Genomic DNA, 13895 nt, shown 5'->3' on the forward strand with positions numbered 1-13895 from the left:
CGTATGGCTGTCACTAATCGTTTCCCAGACCGCTGTGTGCACTATTGTCGCCGCGCGCAGGGCTATTGATGCCGCTTACCACGGACCGGATGCCGGGCTAGGCGCCAACCTTTCCGGCCCAGCAATGCTGTTCAGCGTGGTCATAGCCGTGTTCGTAATGCTGTGGGTCGTGACCGCCGCTCTGAACCAGCGTCGGCACCAACTAGCATTGCTGGTCCTTCAAGGCGCCACGCCTTGGCAGCTGCTCTTCGGGAATCTGGCTATCATCATCGTCCTATTCATCGTGGCAGCAGTAGCGGCATCCCTCCTGACGCCGCTGGCAGCACCATATCTGTTCGACCTCCTGGCCAGAGCATTCGAGCTGAAACTGACGTATCAAGCAACCCAGCTGCTGGCATCCATCGGCACTGGATTGGCCATTGCCGGAGTCGCCGTCCTTGCAGGCGCGGTGCTGACCGTGCGCACACTATCCAAGATCAGGCCGATAGAGGCGCTTCGGCAGTCACAAAACCCGCCGAGACAAGTGAACGCGTTCCGTGTTCTGCTGGGCACATCGTTGCTCGTGGGAGCGATATGCGTGCTCATCATCCCGGGGACAGCTACACGCAAGATAGACCCTGGCGAGCTCGCCACGCACATTTCCGGCAGGAATCCCATAGAGTCCAGGGTGACAGGATTCATTGGGTTCTCCATGGGAGGCATGTTCCTCCTGATCTTCGCATTGGCTGTTCTGGCTCCCTATGTCATGCACTGGTTCACCAAAGGATGGACGCATCTTCTCCCCCTGCCGTTCAGCACCTGGAAACTCGCCAGGCAGCAGGCCGTCGGGAGGATCCAACGACAGAACGCGACCATCATTCCCATGACGGCCGGCTTGTCGTTGCTCATGACTTTCTCTGGTGTGTTGCATACGCTGACCGACAGCCTCAAGAATTTCGCCAGCAACGGCCATTCCATGAACGTGAACCCACATATACTGACGAACCTGATGGCCATGCTCGGCCCTGCGCTCATCATCGCTTTGGTGGGCGCAATCTCCGGATTGATGATTACCGCACGAGGGCGACGCCTGGATCTGGCGCTGACATACGTATCCGGTGCCAGTACCGGACAGCTGCGCATTTTGGGAGCCCTCGATGGTCTCATTTCGATGGTCACCTCGGTGCTGCTCGCCTTCGTCGTCACACTGCTCAGCACCTGCGGCACCGCCTTCATGCTGCAACGATATCTGGGAAGCGCAAAGATAAGCGTTCAATGGGGATATTGGGCGGTCATCGCACTCCTCGCTATTGTCGTAGGCGCCCTCGTCACAGGCGTGCAGGCGCTGTGCGCGCGTTCCGAGGATTCTGTGAGGGTCATATCACGTGCAGTCGGTGAGTAACCACCCCCAACAAAGGACGAAAATGTCGCCACACAAGCGGAATAGTAATGAGAAAACCGCATCTTTGATAGACGTGCTACGCCTTTTGAAAAGCCATAAGGGTGTTTTATTCACAGTTAGTCTGCTAAGTATAGTGAGCGCCCTCTTAAATCTGGCTCAGCCACAGCTTGTCAATGTCATTCTTGGACGCGTGCAGCATAACATGCGATCCGCAGTGCCCCCCTTAATAGCGTTGGTAGGAGTGTTTCTGTCCGGCGCAGTCATCACCTCTTTTGACACTTACCTGCTGTTGAACACATCGGAGAAGATCGTGTTCGATATGAGACGGTCTCTAGTAAGGCATATTTTGCATTTGCCGTTCAAAGATCTGGACCAGTCGCATACAGGCAACGTAATTTCTATTATTTCATCTGATACAAATGAGCTGAAGCGCTTGCTGACCGATGGATTACCAGAAGTGTTTGGCACTTTACTGGTGTTCATAGGCGCGTGTGTGGGAATGGTCATAATCAGTCCCGTCATGTTCGTTATCTCTCTTTCGACCTGTCTTGTTACCGTCGGTTTACTGGTAGTCTTATCCGGAAAATTACAAGACTTCTCCAGAGGGGCTCAAACGGCCATAGGAGATATGACGTCTGCAGCCACTGATGCTTTGATGGGTTTAAAAACGATCAGGGCCTTCAACGCTACAGAGCAGGAGACCGACATAATCAGCGAAAAGGCCAAACAAGCGTACACATTTGGTCGTCTAATTTCCAAGAAGCAATCACTAATACAGCCATCAGGAATGGCCTTAATGCAGTTGTGCCTAATGATTGTATTGGGGATCGGCGCTTTCCAAGTGGTCAAAGGGGTGATGACTGTTCAGCAACTGGTAACTTTCTCTATGTACTTAGAAATGATGTTTACACCTATGGCGACACTTTCGTCGGCATTTAGCAGCCTGTTCAGAGCGTTGGGCGCATACTCCAGAATTCAAGCAATAATGGGAATGTCGACCGAAGATGCAACGTCAGCAGGAGCAGTGTCCTGTAAGCTCCAAAGGAAGATCCCCAACCCCGATCGGATTGACATCGATTTTGACCATGTTGATTTTTCTTATGATGACACACAAGAAAATCGTGGCAAGCTCCAATTGAATGATGTAAGTGTACATATGAAAGGCGGTGACGTCTACGCGATAGTCGGACCATCCGGAGCAGGGAAATCAACCATGCTGGCCCTCATAGAGGCATTCTATAAGCCGAATCATGGCCACATTCTCTTTAATGGTGTTGACATTTCAACGCTTAGCTCCTCTTATGTACATTCTCTGATCGGCTATGTTGAACAAGATGCCCCTATCTATTCTGGTTCTTTCAGAACGAATTTGGCGATGAACAAGAACGACGTATCTGATGAAGACTGCTGGGATGCCTTGAATAAGGTGAACCTCGCGCAAAAAGTGAGAGGCACCTCCGATGGATTGGATACCTTGGTAGGCGAACGCGGTGTGTTGCTGAGTGGTGGTGAACGTCAACGCTTGGCCCTGGCAAGGTTGTTGCTCATAAAGCGGCCAATTATCTTGCTTGACGAAACAACCTCTAATTTAGACGCTAAAAACGAGGAGTTGGTCACACAAGTTATTCATGCCAATTTTCCCGAGCAGACAATTGTTATGGTAGCTCATAGATTAGAATCGATCGCTTCGTCAGATAGAATCATAGTTTTGGCCAGTGGAACCATCAACGGAGTTGGGACACATGCTGATCTGAGCATGAACAATCCTTTGTACCAACAATTGTGTAGGAATACAGGGATGGATGACATTGATTTAAGTCACATGCAGGAAAGATGCATCAATGGACAATAGCAAGCCGTTTCGCATTGGCGATTGGTGGTATTCAGAAACAAGCAATTCCAATAACGATTTCATTCTTGAAAGGCTTTCATGCGGGGACAAGTCAAAGGAACGCCACCCAAAAATCGCCTGCAAATTAAGCGCTTCCGTCATTAACCGATTTTATGGATTGCAAATCGGCTTCAACGGGAAGATCGCCGTCTCCATCCTCCACTCTGAATTGGATTCGTCGTACGAGTTGAATCTAATAGCACTAGAAACAGCCACTTTACTGACGACTGTCAATACCGCAGGTAGTGATGTCTGCTTATCGCCTGATGATTCGTGGTTGTACTATCTATCGCTCGATAGAGATGGAAGTCCCAAAGAACTCAGGAAGAGACGTACAGCATTCCCATTTCTAGATGTTAACCTTAAGACTTTGTCAGTAGGGAAATGGGCCACGATAGATGTGTTACCTTCGCGCAGATTTCTTTTTCTGCATGAGGGAGACAGCACCTTCCTTATACACACTGATGGTCATCTCGCTGATTCCCCTCAATTATGCTCGCGAAACGTCAATGGCCTGAGAAAAGTTCAAGATGTAAGTGCTAAAGGGAACACGTACTTCATTGGGTACGGAAATGATGGAGAAGACCAGCAATACATCATCGTTGTTAACGGAGAAAAGAGCTTATTGAGACCACAAGCTTGGAAATATGTCCATGTAAGCGTCAAGGGCATCATCACTGACTATGCGATTTTCAACGACGAGATTCTTCTGGTTATCCGCACAGGCGGTGATGAAAATATCATATGGACAACCTGGATGAGCGTCATCAATGAACCAGGCGAAGTGAAATGGAAGATGGTAGCAACGGAACCAAGCGTGCATCATACTTCGCTTTTTCTGGTACAGGCGTTTAGTCCTCAGCATTGCCAAATGATGGTGGATGTTTGTTGTCCGGCTTGCAAAGTCTCTTCATATGCCTATATAGGAAAGGGCATTGTTGATTGGCACAAGGGGCTAGACCGTCATCACCAAATGATTGAACCAAATCATTATATTAGATTTCTTACTCCCCTATCATACGATAACGCAAAAATCCCTGTTACATTGATTTGTCCTAAAAACACGAGAGAAACTCCGCTTAATAACACAGTAGTGGTTCTTTTGGTATATGGCGCTTACGGGAAAAATCTTGATCCTACATACGATTCATCCATCCAATATCTGGTGAGCAGAGGCATGCATATAGCCTATGCGCATGTCAGGGGAGGAGGCGAGCTTGGGACTGAATGGCATCACGCCGGCCAGAGGGGTAACAAACAAAACGCCATAAATGATTATATATCGGTGTCTATATCCATAAAACATGAATGTGCTGGGGATGATGTGCACATCATTGCTGCGGGAGCAAGTGCGGGAGGAGCGATAGCGGCTGCAGCATTAAACCAACGCCCTGATCTATATGATGCCGCATACTTAGTGGCACCATTTATTTCGCCGCTAAAAGCAGTTCTTAATGACAGAAACCCTAGGCTTGCTATAGACCAAGAGGAATTTGGAAGAACCCAATATCCTCGAGAAATTGAATATCTTAGATCTTGGTCTCCTCTGGAAAATGTTGCCCACCAATCTTATCCTCCCATATGCATTGCTGTTAATAAACTTGATACTAATGTGAATAATTCGGATATATATCTATATGCGAGGAAAATACGAGCCGCTGGCGGCAGGATTTTCATTTCAACTAGAGAACAGGCGACTCACACTTTCGTCTTGCCTTCTAAAGATATCTTTGATGAAATTAATTGGTTGCTTAATTTTCAGCATGATACGTAGTCACTGCTGAACTGATCGTTGAGTATCTAACGGCAAGGTTTAGCTGAAGAAGTTGCACGCGAATTTCCATAGGTCGTACAGGAACAAATCTCGGAATTGCTCATTCTCAAAACATAACCCATGCTGTTCCGAACAACCAATCAGCTATCTTTTTTATGATTATCTGATCTCAATGATGATGATTTCCTATAGACCTAAGAGACTGAACCTGACTTCAGCCACTCAATAATAATCTAAACGGGTATGCGTAAGTTAATAGATGCCGTGCGCTCCGGTCTTCCCTAAGCCATGATGGGATGATACGAAAGCGCTTGGAAGGAGGAAAAAGAGGGTACAGCCAGTGCATTATGTCGGTCGTGTCCTTTCGGCATTTTTGCATCTCGGGCCATGGCGACGGTCTTAGAGCTCCTCCGGTCGTCCTCTTCCCACTTCTCGTTCCTGATCTGCGCATAATTCTGTCCCTTTTTCTTTATTAGTGCATTGTGCTAGGAGGAAGGAAGTAGATGTAGGCGGTCACGTAGACTCAATAAACAATGGCAGTTTCAAAACCAGCAGTTCACACTATTAACGGTCGCGCAGACTGCAACACGATCACATCCCCGTTGTTTTTGCAGGCCCTGCCCTTGACTATGCCGCCTGATCATGCATTATGTCCATCTATTGAATTTGATCTGATTGCGTGTTCTTTGGATATGATTGCCTCTGCACTAGATGGTGCACTCCGTTGAGCGCGGCTTATGAAAATACGGCGTCTTTCAGGGCTCAACATATTGGCATCGGTCTGAGGATCTACCGAAACATTATCGCATCGGAAGTCCCGAAAACCTCAGTTTCTTTTAGCTGTGTAGGCTTCATGCGGCATCGGCATCCTGGATCCGGGCATGACCGCCTGTGCTGGTGCTTGTTGTTTTGTGGTAGATTAGTCTTTCATCCATGCATCTGCCGCTAACAGAAACCAAAATCACCGTTTTGCCGTCAATCAGGCCTTCGCTATAATCGGCTTGACCTTGTGGGACTCATCTCTTCCCCCTGTACCATTATTGCCTTCTCCAGCTCCTGTACGTCACGGACACCGACAACCTAGACTAAGATTCTCGTCAAGCCCACACACAGCGATGCCGCCCTCATCCTGGCCGAACAGCGACGACAACCAGTCATACACCGTCGGAGGCCCTTGGCTGGCGGCTTTGGCTTCTATCGATTGGCTTTCACAACCCTTGTGCTGAATCGAACGCACAACCTCCTCCAGCGACCGATCGCTCTGTTCAGCGTCATCTGATTTTTACATGCAGGTCCCTACAGTCCCTACAAATTTATAATTCCTGTTATCTGTAACATACAGATCTACTAAAGAATGGCAAACCTCTGTAATCAATTACTAAATAATTGATGTTTTTATAATTAATAGCCCACGACTAACACTATTTCCTAATCTTTACCACTGCGCAATTCTTAACTGGACACCGAGTTTGCTGTGACCGGTATCAGCTCCGCTGAATTCACTGCACTGGCAAAGATACAGTGACTGCTGCGCCCTGGCCACTTGCTGCATTGGCCAGGGTCAGACGGCCTCCTGCACTCTCTACAGTCGAGCGCGCTGCAGCCAGACCGATGCCATGGTGGCCGCCGGAGCCGTGCCTACTGCTATCGGCCTGATAGAGCCATTCCGTGGCATGGGCTAGAGCCCGGCTGCTGAATCCTGGACCCTGGTCACGCACGGCCACCACCAAATCGCGCCCGCCCGCCTGACCATCCTCCAGCCTCCAGGTCAGCGCCACCAGGCCTTGGTCCGGAGAATAGTCAGCCGCGTTGGCGACGATATTCATGATCGCCCTGGCAAGGTCAGCATCATTACCGGAAACCCGTCCGGCATCGGAACCCAGGCGGTCATCCCTCTCGAGTCGCAGACCCCGAGCATTGAGGTACCCCTGGGCCTGGTTGTCGACCATATCTCTCAAGGCAACTGTCGTGACCCCGGATCGCTGTGAAGCGGTGCCCACGGAACCCTGACTGATGGCCTGGGCATAGTCAGCCATCTCCCGGATCGCATCCTCGATGGAGTCCAGGTAGGACTGCTGCTCCTGGCTGAGTCCAGTCTCCCCCAGCAGGTCCGCGTTGCCTCGCATGATGGTCAGCGGCGTCTTCAAGTCGTGAGCCAGGGCCGCCACCTGCCGGCGCTGGGACTCCTGGGCCGCCCAGGTCTTCTCCAGCGATTCCCTCAACGTGACGCGCATCCTGTCGAAGGACCCCAGCACCCGGTTGATCTCCAGCACGTTGCTGCGGGGCAGTGAGGCATCCAGGTCCTGCCGCCCTATATCGTCAGCCACCTGGTTGAAGACCTTGAGCTTGGACGATATGACATGGGCCGCCCGCAACCCGACCGACAAGAGGGTGAGCAGCAAAGCCATCCCGTAAGACGCGAGCAGAAGATTCTGGGGATTGGTATAGCGGTCCCGGGTCTGCCTTGACGCCCACTGTGGCTGAATCCGATAGGCCAGGACGCATGGCCGCCCATTGGCTGTGGCATAGACGACGTAGGTCGCATCCGCCTTCGTGCGAGTGGCGAGGGGCCTTCCTGTCTTCTTTGTCTGCTCTTCCGATGGCTTAGATGCTCTGTGTTCCCAGTGGTCGGCCGCCAGCTGGTCGGCCTCGTTGGCCATGCCGCCCTTCATATCTCCCCCAGTGGGATGCCCCTGATCGTCATAAGTCCGGTACCAATAAGCGGCGGGAATCACGGATTCGTCAGCAGTAGTCGAACGGCTGATAGATTGCCCCACCTTCTCCAGATGCTGCTCGCCATAGTTGGCCCAGAAGAAGTCACCCCTGGCCCCCAGGTTTATCCAGACCATATAAATGCCGGCGAAGAGCACAGCCAGAATCAGCAGCACATAGAGAAAGTACCTGATGATCAGCAGAACGATGGGCATTCCCTTGCGGCTTGGCCGGCCCTTGCCGTTGACGCTCTGTTCCATCGGCGATTCGGGCACGCTGTCAGTCAGGCCACCCATTGGTACCCCACTGACCAGATGGTCCTGATGGGGTCCACCCCCAGAGCTTTGAGCTTGCGCCGGGCATTACTCAGATGCACTCTGACCGCAGCCGTGGCATCGCTGTCCGTATAATCAGCGGCCGGATTATCCTCTGCAGCCAGGCAGGCCTCCCATATCTGCATGGGCGCGTAGGCCCGCCCTGGATGCTCTGCCAGCAGGGCGCATATGCGGTATTCTGCATCCGTCAGATTGGCGTTGCGCCCGTCCACTCTGATCTGCCGCGCCTGAAGGTCCATGTCCAAGGGGCCGAAATGCAAGAGGGGACGCCCGCGACGACTGCCCTGAGACAGCCGCGCCCTGACCTTGGCTCGAAGTTCGGCAATGCCGAAAGGCTTGCGTATGTAGTCGTCGGCACCCAGGCCATAGGCCAGGACCGCGCTGTCCTCGTCGGTCTTGGCCGTCAGGAAAATGATCGGGCAGGACACCCGTTCCCTGATGGAAGCCAAAAGGGCAAAGCCGTCCATGTGAGGCATCATGACATCGCAGAGAATCAGGTCGACCGAGGACAGGTCCATGCTTACGACCTTCCGCGACTCGTTGACCACGGTCACGGCATAGCCGTCCTTGGACAGGGCGGCCATCAGCAGGGTGGTGATCCTTGGATCGTCATCCACCACCAGGATGGAGGCCCGATGCCGATCGTCCCCGGGGGAACCTCCGGCGTGCACGTCAGACACGATTGGCTCCTTTTCTGCGCTTAGCGACCCGGCCCAGCAGCGTTTGAGAATAAACACCTTGCGGTCCAGGATTCTTGCAAGCTTGATTTCTTGCAGGACGATTTCCTTGCAGGACAGATTCCTTACGGACCGGATGCCCTGTAATCCAGTCTAATCGCTGACCTTTCGCCGATCCTCGAACCTGCCGATCCAGAGCAGGAGGGCCAGACCCAGGGTCAGGGTGAGGACCAGACAGGGAACCAGATTATCCACAGCCATCATGCCGATTGAGGCACGCAGGCCCTCCCCTCCCGGCATGGTCAAGGCCAGCGCCTGCTCGATCCCCAGGGAGCCGAACCTGCTAGGCCAGGTGAAGGGTATCCACCGGCTGATTCCAGGAGTGCTGGTGGCGCCGGACAGGGTACGGCCGTACAGGCCGTTGAAGAGGCCACCAAGGGAACTGATGGATACTCCGGTGCCGAGGACACCAATGGCGATGGTCGCGTTCCGGCCGAAGCTCAGGGCTAGGGCGATGGAGAAAAGGTAGAGGCAGAGGGAACCACCGGCCATGCCCAAAGTAGCGAGCGCGACGGCCGAGATTGGTGCGCCCAGTCCGCCAGCCAGAACCATGGGCAGGCAGAAGGCCAGAGCCGCCAGGGCCAGTGCCAGCAGACCCAGAAGCCAGAGCACCAGGACCTTGGCCGCCAGACCCAGACGGCGGCTGGGAACCCCCAGAAGGTTGGCCATGTCGCCGGCCTCACGCTCGGTTTCGATGTTTATGGCAACGACAATGGCGGCCATCAGGGGCATGAAGGCGCCCAGGACCTGAAAGAAGGCATCGGTCTCCAACCCGGGATCATAGGGGGCTGCGGCGAAGTAGGCACCGCAGACGAGTCCTGCCGCCAGCCCGCAGACGACATGGATGGCGATAAGCACAGATCCGTGCAATCGCACGATTTCCGAGGCTACGACACGGCCAACTGTCATCCCAGTCATGTCAGTTGGTCTCCTTTCGTGAGAACCAGATTCCCGTCAGGACGGACAGGAGCAGGAACCAGACCAGGCAGACCACCAAGGCCGTCAGACTCTGCCCGCCGAAGACAGACAGTGCAGCCTTGATCGGGCTGTTGTCTTCGGTCTCCAGTGGCACACCATCGGGCATGACCTTCATGAAGGGCACCGGCAGGTTGATCATGGCGGCGGGCGGCAGAAAGGGCCATAGCCGTTGGTTCCCCCAGAAGGTGATCGAGGCCAGCAGGTCCGCCATGTAAGGCAGGCCGAATCCGACCAGAACGCCGAATCGGGCGGTCAGCGCCAATCCCACCGGTATCATCCAGGAGCAGGCCAGGACCAGCATCAGGGCGCTGACTACAAAATCGACCAGGGAGGGGCCCTGAACCCCGGAAACGGCGACTATGAGTGCCGAAAGGCCCAGAGCCAGCAGGGTGGCGAGGCCGACCAGAAGCAGGCAGTAGACAATCTTGGCCCACCAGACCATAACGGGCGCGGCAGGCAGGGACAGGGTCGTTCTCCACCGCTGCTTTCCGTCGATGTTGGCCACGGCGACGCTTATCAGGGCGGTCATGGCCGGAAGGAGCAGGACATACCAGTAGTTGACCCAGGAGGGCAACCAGACGTGCAGTCCGAATGCGAAGCAAGCCACGATGACAATGAGCACCAGGGGGAAAGCCAGGGCCATCCGTCTGGGTGCTGCCGACCGGCCCTTCATGATCTCCGCTGCCAGGATCCTGCCGAAGGGGATGCCGTTGCCCCTAGTCCCGATCCTTGCCTCGGCCCGGTTGTCTGAAGTAGTCGTATTCTGCTGGATGAGTTCGCTGGCATTCCTCTCGTTCATCGTGACCTCCTAAGCACGTCCATGAACAGCCCCTCCAGGTCCTCCCCGGCGTGCAGCTCATTCTCGTAGGCCAGGCGACCGTCGGCGATGATGCCGATGTGGTCCGCCAGGACCGACACCTCGGAGAGGATATGGCTGGAGACGATCACGCTCATCCCCTGCTGCGGGAAGCTGCGTATCATCCCCCTCAGCTCCTCGATGCCCAACGGATCCAGCCCGTTGGTGGGCTCGTCCAGAATCAGCAGACGAGGCTTGGTCAGGATGGCGTTGGCTATCCCCAGACGCTGCTTCATACCCAGGGAGAACTGCCCAGCTTTCTTAGAGCCCGTATCGCTGAGTCCGGTAACGGAGAGCGCCTGGTCGATCCGTTCATCGGGCAGGCCGAAAAGGGTTGTACGCACCTTGAGGTTCTGACGGGCCGTCAGGTTTGGGTAGATGGGCGGCTGCTCGATCAGGGCGCCGATGTCGTAGAGATCCCGGCGTGACCATGGGTGCCCGTCCAGAATCATGGATCCGCCGGTGGGGTGCAGCATGCCTGTGATCATCTTCAGGGTGGTGGATTTGCCAGCCCCATTTGGACCCAGGAGCCCGTAGACTCCGCCCTCGGGGACATGCAGGGACACCTGGTCGACGGCCCGTTGTCCGTGGCCGAAGACCTTGGTCAGACCCTCGGTCCGCAATATGTAACGCATGGTCAGCTCCTATTCGTTTCCGTGTGACAGGAGCCAGACTAAAGACCGAAAATAAAGAAAGATAAAGGAGCGGGCTGGACACTTCTGCAAACCCAGGAAGGCCCTGCGAAAGCTTGAGATACCTGAGACAGTCAGAGTTTGCGTCTGCCGAACCCTGATATCGGACATGACCCTCGGCGCAAAAGACCGATAGAGCAAGGACTTTGCTGGATGACCACGCCGAAGGCCATGAAGAGGCTGATCCGACCTGGCCCCTCGCCTTTTCCTCGCCTACTTCTCAACTTCGCAGCGCGCTAATTAACACACGCTACCAAGGAAATCAACTCTTTTCTTCCCGCCGGGCCGATGCTACATCTGGTACCTGGCTCTGGTGCACCATGCCAATTCGACAGCACGATCAAAGGAACCACATGTACATTCGACCATTCCCTTCCCTCACTCGATTCAAGCGCACTATCGCAGTCATCCTGGTGCTGGCAAGCGCCCTGTTCTTCCTGGGTGCCTGCGGATCGGGCTCACAGGCAGGTCAATCCAGCGAGTCAAGGGCCTCGGAAGGGCAAGGCTCCTTCCCCGTCAAGATCGATCACGTCTACGGCACCACCTCCATACCCTCCAAGCCCAAGCGCATCGCCACCGTCGGATGGGCCACTCCCGACAATCTCCTGGCCCTGGGAGTCGTGCCGGTCAGCATCCAGAAGAATGCCTTCGGCAAGACCGTCGATGGAGGATACCTGACCTGGACCAAGGATGCCTTGGATGCCATGCATGTGGACAAGGCGGATATGCCCAAGCTGCATGACGAATCCGACGGCATCGATGTCGAGGCCATCGCCGCATCCAAACCCGATCTGATCATCGGCCTGCTCTCCGGCATGACCAAGAAGCAGTACGACACCTTGAGCAGGATCGCGCCCACCATCGCATACCAGAAGGTTGCCTGGGGCGACCCCTGGCGCAAGGTCATCACCGCCACCGCCCAGGCCATCGGAGAACCCGAAAAGGGCAAGAATCTGATAGCCGACCTGGAGGAGCGCATCGCAAAGGCCGCCGAGGCCCATTCAGCCATCAAGGGGAAGACCGGGGCGGTCATGTACTTCGATGCCTCCAAGCTCTCTAAGTTCAGCGTCTACACCACCTCCGACGCCCGACCCCAGTTCCTGAACGACCTGGGCCTGGATACTCCCGAATCCATCAAGGAGGACTCCAGGAGCACCAAGGACTTCTACAAAGAGATCTCCTCCGAGCACGCCGACAGATACAAGGACGTCGACATCATCGTCACCTACGGCACCCCCGACCTGCTTGAAGCGATGCGCAAGGACCCCCTTCTTTCCAAGATTCCCGCAGTTGAGCGCGGGTCCGTCGTGATCATCGACAATGACAGCGAGATGGCCAATGCCCTCGACCCCTCGGCCCTGTCCATCCAGAAGACGACCGACACTTACGCCAGGCTTCTGGGCGAGGCTGCCGCCAAGGCCTGATTCAGGCCACAGATGAGGGGATGAAAGAGGGATAAGGGGTGCCGATATGCAACCAGCAATGACACCGCGCCCTGATAACCGACAGGCCGTCATGCATGGCAAGGGAACCGGATCCATGGTCTTGTCCGAGCTGATCCTGACGGCCTGCCTGGTCATGGTCTGCGTCCTGTCCCTGGTTTTCGGCTCCCGTTCCGTCAGCCTTTCCGACATCCTCCATGCCCTGTCCGCCTCCTCGGATGACATCGCGGTCTCGGCCATCCGCCTGAGAATCCCCCGCACCGTCCTCGGCCTCATGGTCGGTGCCGGGCTCGGGGTGGCTGGGACCCTGATGCAGGGCATATCACGCAACCCACTGGCGGACCCTTCGATTCTGGGTTTCAACACGGGGGCAGCCCTGGCAATTGTCTGCTCCATAGCCTTCTTCTCCCTATCGACTCCGGCCCAGTATGTCTGGGTGGGACTGCTGGGCAGCGCGACGACCGCACTGATCGTCTGGGCCATAGGTTCCCTGGGGCCATCCGGTCCATCTCCGCTACGGCTGACCCTGGCCGGTGTCGTGATCAGCTCGGTACTGGGGTCCCTTACCTCCGCCATCCTCCTGCCGCGCGTCAATGTCATCAGCTCATATCGCTTCTGGCAGGTGGGTGGAATCTCGGGCGCCCGGTTCGACCTCATGATGCCGGTCCTGCCTCTTCTCGCCCTTGGCCTGATACTCGCCTTCTGCCTGACACCCGGAATCAACGCCTTGACCCTGGGTGATCAGATGGCCGAGGGGCTGGGCATGCATGTCGGACGTGTCCGCAGCCTGGCCTGGCTTGCGGCGATACTCCTCTGCGCCTCCTGCACAGCACTGGCGGGTCCGATTAGCTTCGTCGGCTTGGTGGTCCCCCATGTGGCACGACTGCTCATAGGCCCCGACTACAGGCGAATCATGGCCCTGAGCATCCTCATCGGCCCCCTCCTGGTGGTTGGCGCCGACGTGGTGGGCAGGATAATCACCCGTCCATCCGATGTGGAGGTCGGCATCGTCACGGCACTGATTGGGGCTCCCGTATTCGTGATTCTGGCCGGGCGCAGAAGAACCGCGGAGGTATAGGCATGGATGCTTGCCTCCT

General features: G+C 55.2%; 10 protein-coding genes. 5 read left to right on the forward strand and 5 right to left on the reverse strand.

Translation table 11 applies throughout. The features are described 5' to 3' along the window. Positions 1-124 precede the first annotated feature (124 nt). Genes ACUIAI_RS07575 through ACUIAI_RS07585 form a run of 3 tightly spaced genes read left to right on the forward strand, consistent with a single transcriptional unit; the run spans position 125 to position 5046 of the window. Entirely contained in the window at positions 125-1381 is a 1257-nt protein-coding gene (locus ACUIAI_RS07575) for an FtsX-like permease family protein (protein WP_445342037.1), read from the forward strand. A 22-nt stretch (positions 1382-1403) separates the two neighbouring features. After that, positions 1404-3233: an ABC transporter ATP-binding protein gene (locus tag ACUIAI_RS07580; RefSeq protein WP_046323496.1), complete on the forward strand. Its 1830-nt coding sequence runs from the start codon at positions 1404-1406 to the stop codon at positions 3231-3233. After that, on the forward strand, positions 3223-5046 hold the full coding sequence (locus ACUIAI_RS07585) for a prolyl oligopeptidase family serine peptidase (RefSeq protein ID WP_082097816.1): 1824 nt from the start codon (positions 3223-3225) through the stop codon (positions 5044-5046). Before ACUIAI_RS07580 ends, ACUIAI_RS07585 begins: the two co-directional genes overlap by 11 nt. Positions 5047-6545: 1499 nt before the next feature. Here the strand turns inward: ACUIAI_RS07585 and ACUIAI_RS07590 are convergent. From ACUIAI_RS07590 to ACUIAI_RS07610, 5 genes are all read right to left on the reverse strand, one after another. Further along, positions 6546-8054 carry a sensor histidine kinase gene (locus tag ACUIAI_RS07590; RefSeq protein ID WP_445342038.1) on the reverse strand — a complete coding sequence of 503 codons (1509 nt, stop codon included), beginning with the start codon at positions 8052-8054 and terminating at the stop codon, positions 6546-6548. Continuing rightward, entirely contained in the window at positions 8042-8773 is a 732-nt protein-coding gene (locus tag ACUIAI_RS07595; RefSeq protein WP_445342039.1) for a response regulator transcription factor, read from the reverse strand. The genes ACUIAI_RS07590 and ACUIAI_RS07595 overlap by 13 nt, the downstream gene beginning before the upstream one ends. A gap of 150 nt (positions 8774-8923) precedes the next feature. Continuing rightward, positions 8924-9748, reverse strand: coding sequence for an ABC transporter permease (locus tag ACUIAI_RS07600; protein WP_445342040.1), 825 nt, complete (start codon positions 9746-9748; stop codon positions 8924-8926). A gap of 1 nt (position 9749) precedes the next feature. After that, positions 9750-10607, reverse strand: a complete 858-nt coding sequence (locus ACUIAI_RS07605; protein ID WP_445342041.1) for a hypothetical protein — start codon at positions 10605-10607, stop codon at positions 9750-9752. Continuing rightward, complete coding sequence (locus ACUIAI_RS07610) at positions 10604-11299, reverse strand: lantibiotic protection ABC transporter ATP-binding protein (RefSeq protein WP_445342042.1); 696 nt, start codon at positions 11297-11299, stop codon at positions 10604-10606. The genes ACUIAI_RS07605 and ACUIAI_RS07610 overlap by 4 nt, the downstream gene beginning before the upstream one ends. 410 nt (positions 11300-11709) lie before the next feature. On the opposite strand from ACUIAI_RS07610, the gene ACUIAI_RS07615 reads away from it, so the two are divergent. Both ACUIAI_RS07615 and ACUIAI_RS07620 read left to right on the forward strand, forming a co-directional pair. Further along, entirely contained in the window at positions 11710-12780 is a 1071-nt protein-coding gene (locus ACUIAI_RS07615) for an iron-siderophore ABC transporter substrate-binding protein (RefSeq protein WP_445342043.1), read from the forward strand. A gap of 46 nt (positions 12781-12826) precedes the next feature. Further along, a complete protein-coding gene (locus ACUIAI_RS07620; protein WP_445342044.1) occupies positions 12827-13876 on the forward strand; it encodes a FecCD family ABC transporter permease in 1050 nt (349 codons plus the stop codon). The last annotated feature ends 19 nt before the right edge of the window (positions 13877-13895 follow it).

The organism is Bifidobacterium sp. ESL0827, assembly GCF_052606685.1.

Bases quoted from the DNA above. Each gene is read 5' to 3' on its own strand.
- ACUIAI_RS07575 (WP_445342037.1), top strand. From the start codon at position 125: ATGCTGTTCAGCGTGGTCATAGCCGTGTTCGTAATGCTGTGGGTCGTG.
- ACUIAI_RS07580 (WP_046323496.1), top strand. From the start codon at position 1,404: ATGTCGCCACACAAGCGGAATAGTAATGAGAAAACCGCATCTTTGATA.
- ACUIAI_RS07585 (WP_082097816.1), top strand. From the start codon at position 3,223: ATGGACAATAGCAAGCCGTTTCGCATTGGCGATTGGTGGTATTCAGAA.
- ACUIAI_RS07590 (WP_445342038.1), bottom strand. From the start codon at position 8,054: ATGGGTGGCCTGACTGACAGCGTGCCCGAATCGCCGATGGAACAGAGC.
- ACUIAI_RS07600 (WP_445342040.1), bottom strand. From the start codon at position 9,748: ATGACTGGGATGACAGTTGGCCGTGTCGTAGCCTCGGAAATCGTGCGA.
- ACUIAI_RS07605 (WP_445342041.1), bottom strand. From the start codon at position 10,607: ATGAACGAGAGGAATGCCAGCGAACTCATCCAGCAGAATACGACTACT.
- ACUIAI_RS07610 (WP_445342042.1), bottom strand. From the start codon at position 11,299: ATGCGTTACATATTGCGGACCGAGGGTCTGACCAAGGTCTTCGGCCAC.
- ACUIAI_RS07615 (WP_445342043.1), top strand. From the start codon at position 11,710: ATGTACATTCGACCATTCCCTTCCCTCACTCGATTCAAGCGCACTATC.
- ACUIAI_RS07620 (WP_445342044.1), top strand. From the start codon at position 12,827: ATGCAACCAGCAATGACACCGCGCCCTGATAACCGACAGGCCGTCATG.